The organism is Mesorhizobium sp. B263B2A, from assembly GCF_020165775.1.
Taxonomy (GTDB): Bacteria; Pseudomonadota; Alphaproteobacteria; order Rhizobiales; family Rhizobiaceae; genus Mesorhizobium; species Mesorhizobium opportunistum.
The window spans coordinates 63969-83627 of sequence record NZ_JAIUIU010000002.1 but is presented as its reverse complement, the minus strand read 5'-3'; the positions used below and the strand labels follow the sequence as shown (position 1 = coordinate 83627).

Here is a 19659-nt window from a genome sequence, read left to right as displayed (position 1 = left end):
ATCGTCCTCAACTACATTTTTGTCAAACTGCCATCGCCAGCATTGGCCTGCGACGCAGGTCGCCATCCAACTCGCCGTCTCGGATCAATTTCTGTACATGGGCGATGCGTTTGAAGCGCTCGCCCTCAAAGTCTTCCAGCGTCAGACTTGCGGCCTTGAAGGTGTCGTAGAGTTGCTCGATACCGCGCCGTGCAGTCCATTGCGGTTTGAACCCGTGCAGCCGCCGTCCGATATAGGAACAGTCGACGCGATAACATCGCTTGTCCGGCCCGGCGTCTGGCGCGAACTCCACACGGCTGCCGGGAACGATCGCCTGCACCAGGGCGGCGATCTCACGGATTTGGTAATTTTCCGTCGTCAAGCCGACATTGAATGCCTCGTTGTGGACAAGGTCCCGGTCGGCTTCGAGCACAGCGATGTAGGCGAGTGCAATGTCCTCGACATGGACGATTGGGCGCCATGGCGATCCATCGCTTTTGAGGTAGACGAGGCCGGTCGTATAGGCCCATGCTGTCAGGTTGTTGACCACCAGGTCGAAGCGGATGCGCGGCGACAGGCCATAGGCGGTGGACGCGCGCAGGAATGTCGGGCTGAACGTTTCGTCGGCCATAGGTGAGACGGCGCGCTCCACATTCGCCTTCGATACGCCATAGGGCGTAACGGGATTGAACGAGGCGTCTTCGGCCAGGAAGCTGTCCCCGGCCGCTCCATAGTTGCTGCACGATGACGCGTAGAGGAAGCGCTGGACGCCGGCCGCCTTGGCGATCCTGGCGAGCCTTACCGAGGCGTTGCAGTTGATGTCCTCTGTGAGATGCGGCCGGTAGTCCCCTAACGGATCGTTTGAAAGGCCGGCGAGATGGATGATGGCATCGAAGCCAGCGACATCATCGGATTCGATGTCGCGAATGTCTTTCTCGATCGTCAGCGTGTTGGCCAGCGCGCCGACAAAAGTGCACGCCCGGAAGATATCACTGTCAAGGCCTGTAACCTCGTGACCGCGTTGCAGCAGCATCGGCGCCAAGACAGAGCCAATATAGCCAAGATGACCCGTAACCAGAACTTTCATCGATCAATCCCATGTCTTCCAGGGGGCGTTGCCGCCGTCCCACAGCTTCTGAAGCAGATGCTTTTCGCGCACCGTGTCCATGCATTGCCAAAAGGATTCGTGGCGATAGGCCATCAACTGCCCGTCGTTGGCGAGCCTCTGCATGGGCGCATGCTCGAACATGACGTCGTCGCCGTCGATGTAGTCCGCGATCCCCGGTTCGAGCACGAAGAAGGCGCCATTGATCCAGCCCTCGGAGGCCTGCGGCTTTTCCGTGAAGTCGACGACGCGATTGCCATCGAATTCAATGTGCCCATAGCGGGCCGGCGGTCGCACCGCCGTCATGGTGGCCAGCTTGCCATGCGATTTGTGGAAGGCGATCAGTTCGTCGAGATTTACATCCGAAACGCCGTCACCCCATGTGAGCATCACGGTCTCGCCGCCCATCCATTCGATAAGCCGCTTTATGCGGCCCCCGGTGAGCGTGTTCAGTCCGGTTTCCACCAGATCGACGGACCAGTCCGGCAGCGAATTGGAGTGACGCTTGACACTGCCCAATCCGGCATTGACCGTTAAACTACCATCGAATGCGACATAGTCACTGAACCAGCGCTTGATGTATTCGCCCTTGTATCCCAAGGCGATCGCAAATTCGCGGTGGCCGTAGGCGTAATAGTGCATCATTATATGCCATAGAATCGGCTTGGCTCCGATCTCGACCATTGGCTTTGGCTTGATTTCGGTCTCTTCCGCCAAGCGCGTACCTAGTCCGCCAGCTAGAATTCCCACCTTCATTATTTTCACACCCCCTACTGTGGTTTTGCTAGCATGCGTTTGTCAGGTTGAACCAGACCGAAGAAGGGATGATGGGAAGACATGAATGCGTAACTTCAGGCATACGTTTGGCGCTATGCTCGACAGAGCGATAATAAGGGGGGCTCATCCATTCGAGGTAGCGGACTGGGGGTTATCGGCGGTCATTGTTGCACCGCACCCAGATGATGAGACCTTGGGATGCGGAGGTGTCGCGAGCAAGAAGCTCCACCGCGGGGTCGACGTGAGATTTGTGTTCGTTACAGATGGTGCGGCCTCCCATTCAGATCATGTTGAGCCGCAGGCACTAAGGACTGTCCGGGAACGCGAAGCGATCGAGGCCGTTCGCCGGCTGGGCGGATCGCCCGACCGTGTGACATTCCTGCGTGTTCCGGACGGTGCGGCGAGGACCCATGTGGGAGCGATCGCGAATGCGCTCGCGCCGCTGTTTGTCGCCTGGCAGCCGCAAAGCGTTTTCGTCACGCACGCGAAGGAGCCGCCTTCCGATCACGTTGCCGTCAATCTTGGCACCAGGCAGGCGCTGCGAATTTACGGCCGCCATGTCAGCCTTTTCGAGTATCCCGTCTGGTATTGGCATCAGTGGCCCTGGGTTAGCCTGCACAGCCAAGTGCCTGGGCTCCATCGCGCCGCGCTGCGTCAAACGCTGCGGACCCTTGCCGGCCTGCGTGGCATCGGATTGTTCAACTGCGTTGTCGATGTCGGCGACATGATCGATGTAAAACGCCACGCCTTGATGTCACACCGATCTCAGGTCGAGCGGCCGGCGGGGCTCGATAGCTGGCCCGTGCTGGGGGATATCGGTGGCGGCGACTTCCTCGGTCGGTTGCTGGGCAACCACGAGATGTTCACGCGCTATGAGCTTAACGCGTGAGGTCGGCATGTCTGATGCGATAGGTGATTAGCTGGGGTACCGCCAGAAGGATGTGAGCGCAGCAACTGATGTATAACTCGAAAGCCGCGCCTGGTTCTGCGATATTCGAGGTGTGCTCGCTTTGAGCCAGCTCGTGAGGAAGATCGATGCGACTAGCGACGAAGCTGCATGAAGTCTTGTCCGGCATGCCGACAATTGCCAAGGGAGAAGCCGCCGGCCTGAAGATATTTTCGCGCGGTGCCGATCCCGATTTTGCCGAGGGAATCTATGAGCTTCCGGTGCAGAAGGCGATTGCATCGCGCCTGAGAGCTGGTGATGTTTTTTATGACATCGGCGCCAACATAGGTTTCTTTTCACTGATTGCAGCGCGCCAGGTCGGCGCCACCGGCCAAGTCTATGCCTATGAGCCTGTCCCCCGAAATGCTGCCGCTATCGAGCGAAGCCGTGACGCCAACGGACTGACCGGGCTTCGTGTTTTTGCCGAAGCCGTTGGTGCCCTCAGCGGGCACGTCGAGTTGTTGCTGGCTCGCCATCTCGGAGGCGCCACCCTGGCCACGGTTTCCATGCCTCCGGATATGAATGGGCGTCTCGAGGTCAAGATGACGACCCTTGACACCTCCATAGCCGAACACGGATTGAGGCCGCCGAACCTGATCAAGATCGATGTCGAAGGCGCGGAAATGGACGTCTTTCGTGGAATGGTGGCGACCTTGGACACGCATCGCCCAAAGCTGATTTGCGAGATTGATGATGCCACAAAGGAGGGTGCAGATCGCAAGATGGGTGAGATCGCCCAGTTCCTGGCTTCAATCCGATACACCGTTTCGCCCCTGCCGCTAGCTTATGCCAACGATGGCTGGCAGGTGTCGCATTTGCTTGCCCAGCCCATGACGATGTGAGGATATCTTCTTGGATTGGCACGACCGGTCGGAGCCGGCTGAAGGGGTAGAAGCCAACGGCGCTTCCCCCAGCGCGATACTGGTCGATGACTTTGTCGACAATCGCGCGCGCGGCACGGTGATAGGAACGCCTGCGACGACAGGAGGCATCAGGCACGGCCGCGATGTCGAGCGACAGATCGCGATTGATCACGGTGCCCTGCGCTTTCAGCCGCTTGTGCGACCGGGCTGGGGTCGGCAAGGTATCGCCTATGGCCCCTTTCAGCGCGAGCCCGGCCTCGTGCTCATGGTCTCCTTGAGCAACGGACACAACACTTCGCAGGGTTCACCACTACCCGACGACATCGCCAGGCGCTTCTACCGTTGGCTGCGGGGACCAGGCATCGACCCTTGGCCCCGCCGATTGCTTGCCTTGGTGCGCTCGCCGCGAAAGAGCCTCACAGTCCGCCGGTTTTTGTGGTGGGCCCTCAGCACGTCAAAGACCTACCGGGGACCGAACATCAACGAGAATCTGGCTGTTGGTTGGTTCTCCAAAGAGGCCCCCATGGATCCGCCTGCAGACGGCTGCTGCTTTGTCGTTCACGCGGCGGAAGGTGAGAACGGAGAGCTATGGGCTCGTGTCGGCGAGCGTTGTCTTAGTGCGTTTCGGCGCTTGAAGAACATTCATATGTATTACGTCGTGGCATTGCGCGAACAGGGCGCTGTCTACTACGCGGCAGCCGACCAAACCGCGTTCGGCGTTCCGGCGTTCCCGATGATGCGGCCGATCGCGATCGACCCGTTCAACAAGGACGAGAAGCTTTTCGCCGGCGTCCATCAAGCCGCGCTGGGTCAGATCGGGTTTAGGGTCGACACGCGCGTCGAGGCGATCCACGTCGGAACGGTACCGCAGCTCGCTAAAACGTTTGGATCCGCTCACGCTGCCGACGCATTTGACGAAGGCTTGCCAACGCGGCCTGCCAATATCGGCGGATCTTGGCGTAGCTGGGCGGATGGATCCGGCACTTTCTGCCTCGTCGATCCCGGCCGCTCGTCCGGACTGATCCACGCACTGCTGCAGACCGACAAGGCCTCTGGCGCCGGGGGGCTCGTCTGGCGGTTCGGCGATATCGATAACTACTGGCTGCTGAAACTCTCGGCGCTCGGATGCAGTTTGGTCTCCAAGCGCTCTGGCAAGGAGACAGCCATCGCCTCACATGCAGAACACGGGCTGCGAGCCGGCACTACGCACTCGGTCCAGATTCTCGACTGGGGCGGCCAGGTGAGCTGTTTTCTGGACGGGGTTCGCCTTTTCGAGGCACATGCGGGTGCTGTCGACATGCAGACCGCGACCGGAGCAGGTATATGGAAATGTGCCGACAGCGAAATCCGATGGCACAGCTTCGAGGCGCATCCGAGCGAGGTCCCTGTGCCATTAATGGCGCCTTTGCGCGAGCATAGGCGGCTGCTCGGTACATGCCTGTCTTACGCCGACAGTTTTGTCGGCCCTGCCGGAGAGCTGGAACAACGCACGACGGAGTTCGGCAACGGACAATGGAGCCGGACGCTCGGAGGCGGGATCATCGACCTCGACGGGCGCGGCGGCGCCCGTGTGCGGGCAAGCGTGGAACGGCCGAACCCTGGTCGCACGTTCTATTCACTGCCGTGGGATCTGCAGGGTTTCACCGATCTGGAGGTTTCGGTACTGCCCCCCGGAGAGCGTCGAGGACAAGATCAACGCAGCCGGGCCGGATTGGTCTTCTGGCAAGATTGCGACAACTACATCTGCGTCACGACCTGGCTCGACGACGTTTACCCGGGGGCCTCGATTTCAGTGTTTATCAAACGCTTCGGCTTTGAAGAACTTTACGATGCGATATGGACCAACGTGGCGGACAAGGTCGTCTGGGGGAAGCTGTTTCGCATGCGCGTCGCATTCGACGGCAATCGGTTTGAAATCTTCATCGATGACGAAGCTGTGATGCAACGCAGCCTGACCGACATCTATCCGAATGATCCGGCACTGCGCATCATGCGGGTCGGACTTGCCGTGAACTGGGAGTGGGGCGACGACACCGGTTCGGTCTTCACCTCGTTCAAGGCCCGGCGCTGATCCGAGAGCGGTTTGCCTCAAAGACGCGCACGGCGCGCAGAGATGGCCGTCGCATACTGGGCAAGGGTTGATTCAGCAATTTTTTCCCATCCATAAAGATCGGCGACGCCCGCAGCTGCTTGAGATCCCATCATTGCCGCTCGCGCCGGGTTGGCCAGAAGATCGATCATTTGAGTTGCCAGCGCCTGCGGGTCATTTTTTTCCACAAGAACACCACCCCCGATCCCTTCCACAATTTCCGTCATGCCGCCGACGCGCGTTGCCAGAACGGGAGTGCCCGCCGACAGGGCCTCGATCAGGCTCATTCCGAAGGATTCACTCAAGGAAGGATTTACGAGGAGCGATGCCTCGACATATCGCTGGGTCAACAACCCGTAGGGCAGGGTACCAAGAAAGCTGACGGTGGAAGCGATTGATGCGGGTAGCATGGCGCGCAATGCCGCTTCGTAAGAACCGAGATATTCGCGACCGCCCTTATAAAAGCGAGCGAGGTCGCGAACGTCATAATCCGAGCTCAAGTCAATCAAGAATTCGCGAGGAAGAGTGGCCGATGGACCAACGACCTCGAGGCGAGCCATGGGAAGTTCAGCACTCACAATCTGCCAGGCTTCCATCAATGTGTGGAGGCCCTTTTCGGGAGACACGCGGCCGACAAACAATACCCGGCCAGGAATTCGCGCTGTGGCCGAGACGGTATGGCTAACGGGGGCTCCATTCGGCAGAACCGCGAAGGCTTTATCCAATTCGGCAAAGCGCTTGCGCGCGCCGGCGAGGACATGTCCAGAGCACCCGACGACAAGATCGGTGGCCGCCAGTGCGCGCCTCATCGCTTCGCGGTCAAGTTCGGCAAGCCAGTCGCAATGCATGTGCAGCATGATTGCCGCTTTCGGCGCCGCTCGCCGGATCGCCGGCACGTACTGAGGGAAGTTCTGCACGTGGATTACATCAGGCGAGACCCGACGTATCGCCCGCAGGGCCTGGGCTAGATAGTCTACCGCATAGATACTTTGCGCGACCAACGGCGATCGCGGCCTGACATGCCTCCAGACACGCGAGGCGAGGCCCCAAATACGTGCCGGCGCGCATCTCAGCAGTTCAAAACGTACGCGGTCGATCTCCAGTTGCGCCGGCATGCCCCGCAAACGTCGCGCCAAAACCGTCGTTTCGCAATCGCCACCCAGCCGCCTGGCAACCTCATATGTCCATATGCCAATCGAATTCTGGGCCGGCGGTGTCACTGTGTCAAAGGGCTGGCTCAGTATGACAACTTTCATCGGGCCCTCAGTCCAAGCACAAAATTACGTGCATTGAGCAGGTCGGGCCGCACCAGCATGAAGGAGGCCGCGGCATAGACGATCGCGCCAACAAAGATGCCGCCGATCAGGACGAAGCCTGGCGCGGCGTTGGCGGGGGCGCCCCTTACCCACATACTGACCAGCGCAAACATTGCGATCGATGCCAGAGCAAGCCGAGGGAAAATCACCAGCGGCCGGAGGACATCAATGTGGGCAATTCGGCGGATCTGGACAAGGAAGACCGGCAGAAGCAGTACGTTGCTGGCCACCAGGCCAGCGATGGCCCAGGCGAAGCTGACTTGCACGCCACCGGTTATGAAGACCAGGGCCAGAGCCGTATAGATCATGTTCAGCTTGAGCAGCAGCCCGGAGCGGCCTAGTGCGAGGATCGTATACGCGCAGATGCCGTCAACCGTTCTTTGTACTCCCAATATCATCAATATCTGGACGGCCACGACGCCGACCGACCAATGTTGGCCGAAGATGAATGGAACGGCGACGGGCGCCACCGCTGCGAAACCGAAAAACGCTGGAAAACCAATGATCCCGGCGACGCGGATCGTCGTGTTGAAAAAGCTGTCTATCTTTTCTGGTTGAGCCTGGATGCGGGAAATGGTTGGCATCGTGATGGCCATAATCGGCCAGAGCAGGAATTCGACCAGAAGATCGAGAGGTCGACGCGCAAGGGCATATATGCCAACGGCGCTCGGACCGAGGAACGCACCAAGCACGATCTTGGGGAGTTCATCGTTACCCAGGTTCCAGAGAGTTTGCACAATCAGTGGGCCGGCAAATCCAAAAAGCTCCCGGATACGGGCAAAGGAAAATCGGAAGCGCGGCTTCCATGTGCTGCCAATGAGAATGACGCTTGTCTCGACAATGGCTTTTGTGAGCTGCATCCACACGAGGCTCCACACGCCAAATCCGGCAAGCGCCATTGCCACTCCAAGCGTGCCGCCTACCACGGAGCCTGTCAGCGTTCGCACTGCAAAAAGGCGAAAGCTCAACTCCCGTTTCAAGATAGCCGCAGGGACGACATTAAAGGCCTGAATCACAACAACCGCGCTGGTCCACTTGACGAGCGCGTATAGCTGCGGCTGCTCGAACGCAGCTGCAATCATCCCGGCGGACATCCAGATGAAGGTACTGATTACCGCTCCTGTCGAGATAAGCAGCCAGAACGCTGAGTCCAGATGAATGGGTTCGATTTCGGCCCGCTGAATAATGGCGTCGGGCAATCCCCGCGTTACCGGAGCGGCGAAAATATTCGGCACCACCATCGAGAGCGCGGCAAGCCCGAATGCCTCGGGGCTAAGATGGCGCGCCAGCACCACGAACACGGCAAACATAGCGGCCTGCCGACCCCAGGTTTCCGCAGCCGCCCAGAAAGCCCCGTTGGCGATCTGCTTACCAAATACACTCACTGAACCGCCTGCTGATTGGAGAACAAACATGGATGCTTGGAGTGAAATTCGTAGGAATTTATCAATTCAGCCATAACGTCTTGGCGCGTTAATTTGTTGATACTGAGTTTACCGAGATAGGAATCTAGGCCGTTGTTGTCTGGCTCACGACCAAGAAGCACCCGGTATAGGAACGTTACATATTTCGCGTTTCCGAGGCCAGCCGGCAGCTTTCCTGTTCTGAATTCGGCCGAATTCAATATCAGCAGGAGTGTTGACGAGATCGACAGGTCGGTTTTCAAGGCGACAACCTGGCTCCACTGCTCGATCGGCGAGGGCATGCGATGCAGGAGCAAGCAGTATGCATAAGCAACCCGGTTTGCCGGGTTCAAGGAGGACTTATCAATAGTATCGATAGAACAGGGGTGAATTGCACGCACAGGTCCCGGTGAAGGATCCGATGCCTGCTCGCTAAGCATTGGGCTCGTCGTTGTCACTGTTGGCGAAACCAAACCCGACTTACCGCCCGCTATGAACTTCTTTACCGCCTCGTATGCTGGTTTTTCTCCACCGGGAGTCCATAACCCGCCGCCACGTTTTTCCAGCCGGACGAGGCCCATAAAAGCCTCATAGCTTGGCGCCCAGTAGGTCTCATCGAGGAGCTCGTAAATGTGGGCAGCCTGGACGTCATAGGAAGAGTGATATTTGCGCAGGAGGTTCATGGTTTCGAGCAGACCTTCGGCCTGCTGGCTTTCTCCTCGTTGGCTGCCTTCGCTGTAATTGAACTCAGTCAACCAAATCGGTTTGCCGAACGTCGCCAGGAACTTGAATGCCTCCTCGGGATCACCCTCATAGAGGTGCCAGACCGAAATATCCCATCTTATGCCGTCTTGCCGCATGCGCGTGAATGCCGCGCGATGGCCCCAGCCTGCGGTTCCCATCGCTTTCCTTATGGTCGGGTCGATCGCGATGGTGGCGTCTGAAAGACCGCGCAGCACCGCGCTCACCTTCACCCAGCGTGGGCTGAAATAGTCTGATTTTTCCATGCCGCTGGCCGGTCCCCAGGCACAGCTGTACTGCACTCCGTCATCCTTTATCTCGCAGGGCAACAGGATGGCATAGTTCTCCATCTCGTTGCCGAGCTCCCAGACGCGAATGTCGTCCTTGAAGCGAGATACAAGTGTCGATGCAAGACGATAGGCTTGTGCGTAAAGTTCATCGACAGTGCTGTGGTCGAGATCGAGCTCGGGTGTGATCACCGGCAGGATCTCTACCCCGCGTGCCCTCCCAGCCTTGATCAGTTCGGCAAGTCTGGCTGCGCTATCCACGTTGGAAATGTTGACACGGTAGGACCTCATCCCGAGGTCACGGACGTAGTCGAGCTGCTTTTCGATGGATATACCGGGATAAGCATTGAACGGATGGCCATTCACGCCCCAAAGCAAGTCCGCAGCGGACGCACCGGTGGTGATCAGGCACCATAGGCATAGCCAAAGACATATGGTCGCCGCGGCAAGGTGGCCAACGACTCCGAATCCCGATGACTTGGTCGCGGCCCGCATCAGCTCAAACTTGCCTGGACGTCGCCAGATGTCATGTGCCTTCACTCCATTGCCAGATCTGTCACTGATCCATTGAAGAGATCATTTGAGGCCGGCGATGTCGGGCGGCATCTTACCATTGGCGAGCCGGCGCGAACCCCAGACATTGGGCGTAGCTGTCAGCCCCTGGACACGCCCTTCGGATGAGAACGGCCGGAAACCGTACTTTGCGCCAGCTAAGTCGCAAGGCCAGGATGACCTTGGCCTTCCCATCATGCAAAGTCTGACAGACCGAGAGCTTATCCCCGCGCCGCTATCCTTGCGCCCAATTGTGATTGTTGATGACGCGACATTGGACGATAAACGGCCGTTTCCTGGCGCAACCGACGACAGGAGTTCAAAGGTATGCACGCGAGATCATTTCGGCGCTGGACGGCTTGCTCGCCGATCGAGGTCCATTGGCAAGAGACCTAACGGTTGAGTTGTTGGCTCCCCCCGGCCCATATGACCTGGCGGGCCTTTCCGCGATCGACGTCCGGACAGTCGGCAGTTTTGGGGGGCATGCCTGGGAACAAGCCGTCCTTCCGGCTCGTCTTCGTGGCGGTCTGCTTAGCCTATGCAACACAGGCCCTTTGAGCGTGCGCAGACACATACTGTGCATTCACGACGTCAATACGCGAATATGCCCGCAGAGCTATTCGCTGCCGTTTCGACTGCTTTACCGTACACTGGTACCTGCCTTGGGCAAGACTGCACTGAAGATAACAACGGTCTCGCAATACTCTGCCGGAGAGTTGATGAGGCACGGCGTGTCTTCAGCGTCCAAGATCGAGGTCATCGGCAACGGGCACGAACATTCGCTTCGCTGGGTGCCTCGTCATTCCGATCGCACCCGGGCTGTCGCCGGACCAAGGACGATTGTTGTGCTCGGCAGTTCAATTCCGCACAAGAACATAGGTCTGATCCTTGGCCTGCAGGATAGGCTTGGTTCGGCGGGCCTGCAGGTGGCGGTCGTCGGCGCCTCTGCCTCCCGTGTCTTCAGCAGGATCGACTACAAGAACGCGCCAAACGTCGTCTGGCTGGGAAGAACGTCGGACGCGGAACTGGCTGCACTTTTGCAGGACTCTTTGTGCCTGGCGTTCCCGTCACTTGTTGAGGGCTTTGGATTGCCGCCGCTCGAAGCTATGTCTCTTGGATGTCCGGTTGTCATGTCGGACCGTGCAAGCCTCCCAGAAATCGGCGGAGATGCCGTTCTTTACGCTTCCCCCGATAATGCCAATGCCTGGTTCGACTGTTTCATGCGGCTGCAACAGAACGAGGGTCTCAGACGCGATTTATCTTTGCGTGGCCGGGCGAGAGCGGCTCGATACAGCTGGACCGCATCGGCTCAACGATATCTCGAACTGATGGCTCGTGCAGATGGGGTTCCGGAAGTGGCGCCGTGCCGTCTTGAAGACATTGAACGCCTTGCAACCTGACAGTTCGGACCGCGGATCTAATTAATTGGCTCGCAACGGACCGTCATAGACGGTTACGGCGCAATCGATCTTGGCTGCGACCACAGGTCTGTGTTTGTCGTCATATACCTGGACAGCCAGCGCGCTCTTCACACCATCATGCCATTCGTCTTGCGCTATGGCCACGAGCATCCTGATGGCGTCGGCCTGCGCCTCGGCAATGCCCAGGTATTCGGTACCTTCTGTGTCGGGCGAGCGTGTTTTGCCGTCCTGGATGTCGAAAAAAAACACGGGCATTAATTATCTCAACCTTATTAAACTGCGACGTCAAAAATACCGCTCGCCGAGGCGCTTGGGCTGTGCTGGCGCCAGTTCATAAGTCAATTTCCTGACACAGGACAGCAACCGCAGGTGGGAACCAAAACGGAGCTGTGCACAACCTGGCAGAAGCTTGATCACAAGATATAAGGTAGCGATATAATTCGTTACCTATCGTTTCAGAACACGTGAGCCAATGTGGAACTCTACCGACAACGATGCGGCGATCGACCCACCGTTAGGAGAGCCTGTTTGTCAGACGAATGAGCAAGAGCTGGGGCTTGTGTGATATTGTCGCTGCTTGACCGATATCTGTTCCAGCCATTTGGAGTTTTTCAGTCTTGACCCCCAGGATCGTCGGCGAGGCCTTGCCCAACAGCTTCGAATTCGAAACCGAGGCGCTGATAAAGCCGTCCGGTTTCCGCGAATATGACGCGCGCTGGTGGTTTGGCCACCCCGGTTCGGCTGTGCCGCCGGAACTCAACCTGATCGGTGTCCAGGCGCTCGGCATGGGGCTTGGCACGCTGATCCGCCGTCTCGGCGCCGGCCCCGACATCGTCACCGGGCATGATTTCCGTTCCTATTCGCTGTCGATCAAGCTGGCGCTGGTGTCCGGATTGATGGCCGCTGGCGCACGGGTGAGGGATATCGGCCTGGCGCTGTCGCCGATGGCCTATTTCGCCCAGTTCGCGCTGGAAACCCAATCGGTGGCCATGGTCACCGCCTCGCACAACGAAAATGGCTGGACCGGCGTCAAGATGGGAGCGGCGCGGCCACTGACCTTCGGACCCGAGGAGATGAGCGCGCTGAAGGCGATCGTGCAGGCCGGAGATTTCGACCTTGTCGGCGGTGGTTCCTATGATTTCATCCGCGATTTTCGCGCCACCTATCTCGACGACCTGACCAGGGACAAGCGTATCGCGCGAAAGCTGAAAGTGGTCGCCGCCTGCGGCAGCGGCACCGCCGGCGCCTTTGCCCCGGAAGCGTTGCAGCGCATCGGCTGCGAGGTGATCCCGCTCGATACCGAACTCGACCACACCTTCCCGCGCTACAACCCCAATCCCGAAGACATGCAGATGCTGCATGCCATAAGGGACAAGGTTTTGGAGACCGGCGCCGATGTCGGGCTGGGTTTTGACGGCGACGGCGACCGCTGCGGCGTCGTCGACAATGAAGGCAACGAGATTTTTGCCGACAAGGTCGGCGTGATGCTCGCGCGCGACATCTCCGGCCAGCACCCGGGTTCGACCTTCGTGGTCGACGTCAAGTCGACCGGGCTGTTCAACACCGACAGCGTGCTTAAGGCCAATGGCGCCGTCACCGACTACTGGAAGACCGGCCACTCCTACATCAAGCGGCGTGTCGCCGAACTCGGCGCCGTCGCCGGGTTCGAGAAATCGGGGCATTTCTTCTTCAACCCGCCGATCGGGCGCGGCTATGACGATGGGCTGGTCACGGCCATCGCCATCTGCCAGATGCTCGATCGCAACCCGGACAGCTCGATGGCCGACCTCTACCGTGCGCTGCCACTGACCTTCGGTACGCCGACCATGTCGCCGCACTGCGCGGACGACGTGAAGTATGGCGTGGTCGAGCGGGTGGTCTCCGACTTTCAGGCGATGATGCGCGACGGCGCTACTTTCGCCGGCCAGAAGATATCGGACCTGATCACCGTCAACGGCGTGCGTGTCGTCGCCGAGGACGGCACCTGGGGACTGGTGCGGGCGTCTTCGAACAAGCCTGAGCTCGTCGTGGTCGTCGAAAGCCCGGTGTCGTCGCAGCGTCGCCGGCAGATGTTCGAGGCCGTCGACGCCGTGCTGCGCCGCAGCCCCGAAGTCGGCGCCTACAACCAGACCTTTTGAGAGGCGGGTTTTGCCATTTGGTCTGAGGCAGACATGGATTGGGTCAAAGACGTGAAGCCTGTGCGAGGCTGATGGTTCAAACCAACTGGCGCCCACCTGCCTGGTACGACACGACGAGATGTAGCCCGGCTAGTCGGCCGGCAGCCGATAATTCGCAGGGATTTTCTGTGGCGTCCGTCGCGACGAAGCATCCAATTGGCCGGCCGGCGGTTCGGGCTTGCCACCCCCGCGAGACGACAGAGATGGGACCTATCGACGGCGATGCCTGCGCTGGCGTCACGTTGCGGCGAAGTCAGTCGGTCTGTCTACTTGACTTGCCCGGCCACCTTTCGCTCAACATCTCCCTTGGGATGGCATGCAAGGATCAGCAACGCCACCATTGAGCCCAGTCAGCAAACCTCCAGTACTCCATATGCTGTAGTACACCTCCAGAAGCCATCTCAAGGGATAGTTTTCTCTCCTGAGAGACGCCTTGCACATGATTGCTCCACGGGACAGATTGGCACGCCGGAGCCCTAGCGCCCGGCTCGGCCCGGCTGCCTATCCTGTCGCCAAGGACCCCCCGCCAGCAGCCGGGCCTGAGCGGCTGAGGGGACAACCAACCTACCTATTTGTGATCGTGGTTGCTATTCGGAAGGACTAATTGCCTACCGGGCGGGGCGAGGGCATCATGGCCGATGCGATTTTCGGCAACCAGATTTGCGTTGTGTGGCACGCAGGCATTCGCGACAAGACCAACGCAGCCATGTTCGGCGTAGGGAAGCAGTCCGCGATGGGGCGCTCACAAAAAACCCGCGCTGCCGCCAGTGAGGATCCAGGCCATAGCGAGATTGGTGGGATGTCGATACTCAGCTTCATATCCAGACATCCATCGCGTAGTCGACCTGCGGGGATCGCGCGGTTCGATTTTCTGGCAATGATCTTCGACAAGTTTGCTGCCGAGTTGGATGCCGAGAAAGAAAATCTCGTAAATCGCTATAGAAGCAGTGTCACCAACGCCGCCTTCCTTGACGAGGCGATTGAAAACCGTTCTGTGTCGCCAGATCGTTCGTTGCAACTTAGCAGGCTGACAAATCTGATCTTGAGCTACGAACGGCGGATCGCGATGCTGTCACGCCAGACAGATGCGATGGCAGAATTTCGCGCTGCAATGCATAACCTGCGAGATGACGCAACAGCGCGTCGGAATGTATGAGAAGCGCGATGTAGCGTTCTGAATCATGGGACGGCTTCCCATCGAGCAGCAAGACGGAATTTCGGCAGGCAAGCTGCCTCTAGCGAGGCAGGCATCTCCGTCTCGCCATCCCAGACCGTCCGCGCGCCTGTTGAGTCGAGGATGCAAACGTACCTCTGAAGTGTCCTTTGTTGAGCGGCACGATTGCACCTGCGGCTTGATCGGTTTGGTTTTCATGTTCGGCTTGACGGCTATCGAGGGTGCGGTGTCGGCTGGCTTCGGCTGCTCGCCGGTTCGGATTTCCGGCGCTTGCGGCCCCGCCCGACGTAAGATTGACCGACACCCGGTGAGTCTGCCACTGCCGGTTCACCGGCCCGAACAAAAGCTCGAAACCGACCTGCAGCGGCACCGACAAAATGCACTGGCCTTTCCGCCGGTGGAGTCTCTAACCTGGATCCATCGCTTATCCGGCGCTTTGCCGGACTTTAGGATTGCCCTAACAACTGCATGAACAGGACTCTGCACAGCGACCACACAGTGTACTTCTGGCAAACCCTTGGATCTGGATCAGCGGAGCTAGCACGCGTTCTCAAGCCAGGTGGGCGAGTCGTGCTGGGCTTCCTCCCTAAGGCGCATATGGACCGCTTGGACATGCCAACCGACACCGCGCGACGGGTGGGCGAACATGAGTTGATGTGATGATCAGGCTCCGCTCTGACGCAGATCGCGCACTCGAGAAGCGCTGGTGGTGGGCAGCGCTTCGATCTATCCGGTTGGGAAACGTTCCACGCTGTGATCCTCCGTTCTGTTGCCGCAATACTACAGCGCTGACGGCGTGCGTTGACTAAGTTGGTCGGGTGCAGGGTTCCTGGGTCAGGCGGACCATCCGGGAAAGGGGCGCACATTCGAGGGAAGACAACCCGTCGGCTTCACTGTCGCGGGTTTTCTTTTGCAACATCGATCAGGACGCCAGGTTATTGGAGGATCGCTGGTTTGCCGAGGAGCGTCGGGCCGCTTTCGTCTTTACTGGTGTGGGTCATCGGCATGCGCGGCGACCTCGGGCATTCACCAATCCGGCATCCGCTACTGGCGCGACAATATTTGCGACATGCAAGGATATTCTGATGGCGATAGCAAGCGATCGCTTTGGGACAAACGGGCTGGAGGCCGTTTATGTCGGATTAGGGTCGAGCTGGTCATCCATGCTCCCACGGCTCGGACAGCCATAAGGATAATTGCGGGATCGCTAATATGCTTTTAATTTAAACAGCGCGGGGAGCATCCCAACCATTCCCGCAGTGGCCGGTGTGGCTCGCTCCCAAGCGCCCAACCGCACCGGCCATTCCCCTACGTATGCACACGCTTATCTGCCGCGTTGCATTGGTCCGCGGCTTAATATTGCGCAGCGCCGAGCACGAGTTCACGTTCGCGCTGTTCGGACCAAAGGAAAGAGCACGCTGACCAAGCTTTTGCAGCCTCTGCTCGCGCCCCAGGGCGGTTTGGCCGAGCGACCGGAATGGGGAGTCGCCGTCGCGAAACTGCGCTACGAAGTGGCCTGCCATACGCCTGGAAGTATCGTCAGGCCCCAGAAGCATGGAGCGCGCCGGCGCTAATTTGGACGTCTTCGGACGCCCAGCCCTGGCAGGGAGGGCGTCGCATTTCCGATACGGACCTTGGCCGCTGGGAAATGGCGAGCGAGCCATTTCCCAGCGGCAGTGGCGCCAGTTGCCGGAGCACAGCCGGCAACTGACTGTGCGGTTTCATTTCTTGGTGAGAAAGGCCTTACAAGCCGGAGTGATTTCGCTGAGGTGCTGTTTAAGGCAGCCTTGCGCCTTAATCTCATTGGCCATGTGGCATACTCTCAGCGCATCGGCCCTACAGGGTGTCTTGGTAGCATCTTTCGCCAATGCGACGTCGGTGACAAAGAACGATATAGAAGCGAAAAATGCGAGTTGAAATGATGTTTGATTCTGCATGTTTGTTTCCCCTTGAAAATTGCGCGTAGATGCCGCAACAAGTCATTTATGCTCCTGTTCTAATACAAATGAAACACATCCCATTTTGAACGAACACGCGTATCCGGGCGCGCCGCACTGGCGGACCGTTCTGACGACCAAGGCCACGGCCCTGGCGATGCGATCGGCTACATTGCCGGCGCCAGCAATCCAAACGGCTGCTCTTGGAACGACCGCTCATTTCAGATTCGGCCCTTGCGCTCCTGAAGCCTGTTGCCGCTGTCAACCGCCAGCAGGGTGCCGGCGTTGACGTACCCGGCGTCTTCCGCTCTCAGGAACACCACCGCTGCAGGAGGCTTTCGAGGTGGAGACGGCTGGACGGGTCGTCGTGCAGCATGACGTCGGGCCGGACGAGAAGAAAACGCGCCAGCGCTACGCGCATCTGCTAGCCCCAGGGCAGTTTGCCGACGTTGAAAAGCCGAGCCCGCCGAGCACCTCGCGCCCCCTGCCATCCAACCCATTGCCGTCGAGCTCCTCGAACCGGTGCTGCGCCTCGCCATACTTCTCGCTGATCTCGTCCATCCGGTCGGCGGGATCGGCCATGGCAGCCACCTCTTTCGGAATGGAAGGTGATGCGATACATTAGCAATTCGTTAAGTGTGCCCGGAGGCCAGCCTAAGGTGAGCATAAGGGGTGTGTCGTGGTGAGTTTCAAATCTCTAATCAAGCGGGCCGAGAACGTAGACAAGGAATTTCAGGAATTCCAATCGGATCTGGCGGAAGCAATCGAGGACTGCCTTTCGACCAATGGGCAGGGTTCCGAAGATGCGGAAGTGCCGGCAAACGAGGACACTGGCCCTGCTGAAGGCGAAAGCGACGCGCCGTCCGTGAGGTTGACGCCGCACACACAGACCCGGCTTGCTGCCCTGGAGGCCGTCGCCGGCCTTTTCCGGGACGGGCAAGGCCACTTGGAAGAGATCGAAACCAGATTGGCCGAGATAGCCACCGCGCATCGCATGACGCGCGAGGTTCTGAACGTCCTGTATCGCGACACCCTAAGGGCCAATGAGTTGGAACTGGCCAATGTCGCTTTGACGACGGAACACAAGACCTTGTCGGAACAATTGCTCGACACCGCCCGCAAGCTGCGCGAACTCGACCGTGCAGCCGAGGTCTGGCAACAGCGCGAGGCCGGCATAGTCCAGGACCGCGAGTCGCTGCGTACAGCGCTTGCGAAGGCACGGCTCGAGCTCGTGGAAATGGGCAATGAGAGTGCAAGGCGCGAAACGCAGTTCGGCGAGATCGTCAAGGCTCTGACCGTCAAAACCGTCGAGGTCGACAGACGCGCAAGCGAGAACAAGCTGCTGCGCGAAAAGCAGGTCGGCCTTTCGATCGAGCTCGAGCAGGCGCAAAAGCGGGAGACCGAGGCTCGGCATAAACTGGACGAGTTCGCGGCAACTCACGCCAACGAAACCGCGCACATAGCCGAGCTGTTGGGCCAACTCGGCAGGCACGAGAAGGAAGGAGCCCGGCTGCAGAAGTCACTGGAGACCACGCATGCCCAGCTTGCCGAGGCAACCGAGGCGGCCCGCATCGTGGAAAGCGACAGCGCTGCCGAACGGGCGCGCGCCCACGCGGAGATGCGCGGGCTGCGTTCCGAGATAGAGGAGTTGCGATCGAGGCTGGAGAAGGCATCCAGCGACAGCAGCGAAACCTCCGCCGAGATCACTCTGCTCAGAACCCAGGCTAACGATTTCGCGACCGAGCGCCGGATCGCGGAGGAAAGGCTTGTCGCTCTCAAAATTGAGAGCGAAGGCGACAAGAAAAACCTGTCGGCGGTCAGCACCAACCTATCGGAGCTCTCATTGCAACTGGCTTCAGACCAGATACAGCTCGATATCCAGAGGCAGGAATGCGAAGATCTGCGCGCCGAAATCGTGACTCTTGACGCGCGCATTAAGGAATTGCTGCCCTACGAGCGGTTGCACCGAGTGACCGACGCGAGATCGCGCAAAGACGCTGTGTTGCCCACAAATGGACATATCGTCGAAGCTGCGCCGCGCGCGAGGCGCACATCTCGACGTCAGATGCGCGCTAATGCTGGGTAGCGCAACGCCCGGAAACCGGTCATCGGTTTCCTGAAATTGCCAAATCGCGGCGGGAACTAACGCTCAGCCGAAGTGCTCGGTCATAAGAGCCACTGAACCAGGCAAGCTGTGTGTCAGGTGCGCTTGCATCAACCGGTCCTAGTGGCGCAGAGTATGGTTCGCTTGCTGACGACGAGCTGCCCCCAAAGTCGTGGGACGAGGCTTCTCCCCAACAATCTTATGATCGACGCCAATCGCCTTGACCGTGGGGGAAATCCATTACCGTAATGCTGACGATGCCAGGCATTTGATGGGCAGCACAAAATGTATGTGCCTTCAGGACGAAGTTTTCACGCTAGACAAACAGATGCACGTTTTTTGAGCAAGCGCAAATTGCAAGCTGTGTTGGCAGTTTGCGATTCGGCCGAGTATGCCGACAAAAATGCCTGCGATCTGACGCGAGACCGACGATATGACGCAATGTGCAGGTCGCGTTGATTTCCTGTAGAAACGGTGACCCTGACAGACTGATATAATCGTTGTTTCTCAATCGGTTATAAGGCGGCTCGCCGAAGTTGATTCAAGAAGCTGATCCAACCGCATTATCTACAACCGAATGGCAGCAATGCGCCTGATGTCGGTCGAGTCACCTCAGCGATTTCCTGAAAGCGGTCGATCCGTTGAGCGGCGCCCTGCCGACTCCCGGTCGTTCCGATACGAGACGAAACGAAAGGACGTCGATATCCGAATGCTGGGCGGAGTGTGACAAAGGCCTGGATCGGTGGGCGCTCGACTGGCTCACTCCAGGGCGCGGTCGCAGCGTGAAG

At 58.9% G+C, this 19659-nt stretch carries 14 protein-coding genes and 1 pseudogene; 7 read left to right on the top strand and 8 right to left on the bottom strand.

Annotated features, from left to right (window positions below; genetic code table 11):
• Window positions 1–22 precede the first annotated feature (22 nt).
• Window positions 23–1066 (bottom strand): NAD-dependent epimerase/dehydratase family protein, encoded by a 1044-nt coding sequence (locus tag LB568_RS05740; RefSeq protein ID WP_013894112.1) that lies wholly within the window; start codon window positions 1064–1066, stop codon window positions 23–25.
• A 3-nt stretch (window positions 1067–1069) separates the two neighbouring features.
• The gene (rfbF, locus tag LB568_RS05735) at window positions 1070–1840 is read right to left on the bottom strand and encodes a glucose-1-phosphate cytidylyltransferase (protein ID WP_013894113.1); all 771 of its coding nucleotides are present in this window, start codon (window positions 1838–1840) and stop codon (window positions 1070–1072) included.
• 85 nt (window positions 1841–1925) lie between these two features.
• On the opposite strand from rfbF, the gene LB568_RS05730 reads away from it, so the two are divergent.
• The 3 genes from LB568_RS05730 to LB568_RS05720 all read left to right on the top strand — a co-directional run bounded on the left by LB568_RS05730 (window position 1926) and on the right by LB568_RS05720 (window position 5741).
• Complete coding sequence (locus LB568_RS05730; protein WP_224729554.1) at window positions 1926–2750, top strand: PIG-L deacetylase family protein; 825 nt, start codon at window positions 1926–1928, stop codon at window positions 2748–2750.
• Between the two features lie 146 nt (window positions 2751–2896).
• Complete coding sequence (locus LB568_RS05725; protein WP_224729553.1) at window positions 2897–3649, top strand: FkbM family methyltransferase; 753 nt, start codon at window positions 2897–2899, stop codon at window positions 3647–3649.
• A 10-nt stretch (window positions 3650–3659) separates the two neighbouring features.
• Complete coding sequence (locus tag LB568_RS05720; RefSeq protein ID WP_224729552.1) at window positions 3660–5741, top strand: oxidoreductase; 2082 nt, start codon at window positions 3660–3662, stop codon at window positions 5739–5741.
• A gap of 17 nt (window positions 5742–5758) precedes the next feature.
• Here the strand turns inward: LB568_RS05720 and LB568_RS05715 are convergent, their stop codons facing one another.
• The 3 genes from LB568_RS05715 to LB568_RS05705 are packed head-to-tail and all read right to left on the bottom strand — an operon-like array spanning window position 5759 to window position 10046.
• On the bottom strand, window positions 5759–7015 hold the full coding sequence (locus LB568_RS05715; RefSeq protein WP_013894117.1) for a glycosyltransferase family 4 protein: 1257 nt from the start codon (window positions 7013–7015) through the stop codon (window positions 5759–5761).
• A complete protein-coding gene (locus tag LB568_RS05710; protein ID WP_013894118.1) occupies window positions 7012–8460 on the bottom strand; it encodes a lipopolysaccharide biosynthesis protein in 1449 nt (482 codons plus the stop codon). The genes LB568_RS05715 and LB568_RS05710 overlap by 4 nt, the downstream gene beginning before the upstream one ends.
• On the bottom strand, window positions 8457–10046 hold the full coding sequence (locus LB568_RS05705; protein ID WP_318013240.1) for a DUF4214 domain-containing protein: 1590 nt from the start codon (window positions 10044–10046) through the stop codon (window positions 8457–8459). The genes LB568_RS05710 and LB568_RS05705 overlap by 4 nt, the downstream gene beginning before the upstream one ends.
• A 674-nt stretch (window positions 10047–10720) precedes the next feature.
• Here LB568_RS05705 and LB568_RS05700 point away from each other — a divergent pair.
• Window positions 10721–11458, top strand: coding sequence for a glycosyltransferase family 4 protein (locus LB568_RS05700; protein ID WP_224729551.1), 738 nt, complete (start codon window positions 10721–10723; stop codon window positions 11456–11458).
• A 21-nt stretch (window positions 11459–11479) separates the two neighbouring features.
• Here the strand turns inward: LB568_RS05700 and LB568_RS05695 are convergent, their stop codons facing one another.
• A complete protein-coding gene (locus LB568_RS05695) occupies window positions 11480–11734 on the bottom strand; it encodes a DUF6894 family protein (RefSeq protein WP_013894121.1) in 255 nt (84 codons plus the stop codon).
• A 362-nt stretch (window positions 11735–12096) separates the two neighbouring features.
• On the opposite strand from LB568_RS05695, the gene LB568_RS05690 reads away from it, so the two are divergent.
• Window positions 12097–13617, top strand: a complete 1521-nt coding sequence (locus LB568_RS05690; protein ID WP_224729550.1) for a phosphomannomutase/phosphoglucomutase — start codon at window positions 12097–12099, stop codon at window positions 13615–13617.
• Window positions 13618–14287: 670 nt separating this feature from the next.
• Window positions 14288–14812, top strand: a complete 525-nt coding sequence (locus tag LB568_RS05685) for a hypothetical protein (RefSeq protein WP_013894123.1) — start codon at window positions 14288–14290, stop codon at window positions 14810–14812.
• 1739 nt (window positions 14813–16551) lie between these two features.
• Here LB568_RS05685 and LB568_RS05680 read toward each other — a convergent pair.
• Together LB568_RS05680 and LB568_RS05675 are read right to left on the bottom strand one after the other, a co-directional pair.
• A complete protein-coding gene (locus LB568_RS05680; protein WP_013894124.1) occupies window positions 16552–16767 on the bottom strand; it encodes a hypothetical protein in 216 nt (71 codons plus the stop codon).
• Between the two features lie 328 nt (window positions 16768–17095).
• A pseudogene (locus tag LB568_RS05675) lies at window positions 17096–17355 on the bottom strand (ABC transporter ATP-binding protein); the annotation flags it as partial.
• Window positions 17356–17449: 94 nt separating this feature from the next.
• Here LB568_RS05675 and LB568_RS05670 point away from each other — a divergent pair.
• On the top strand, window positions 17450–18853 hold the full coding sequence (locus LB568_RS05670) for a hypothetical protein (RefSeq protein WP_412033900.1): 1404 nt from the start codon (window positions 17450–17452) through the stop codon (window positions 18851–18853).
• Window positions 18854–19659: the final 806 nt, after the last annotated feature.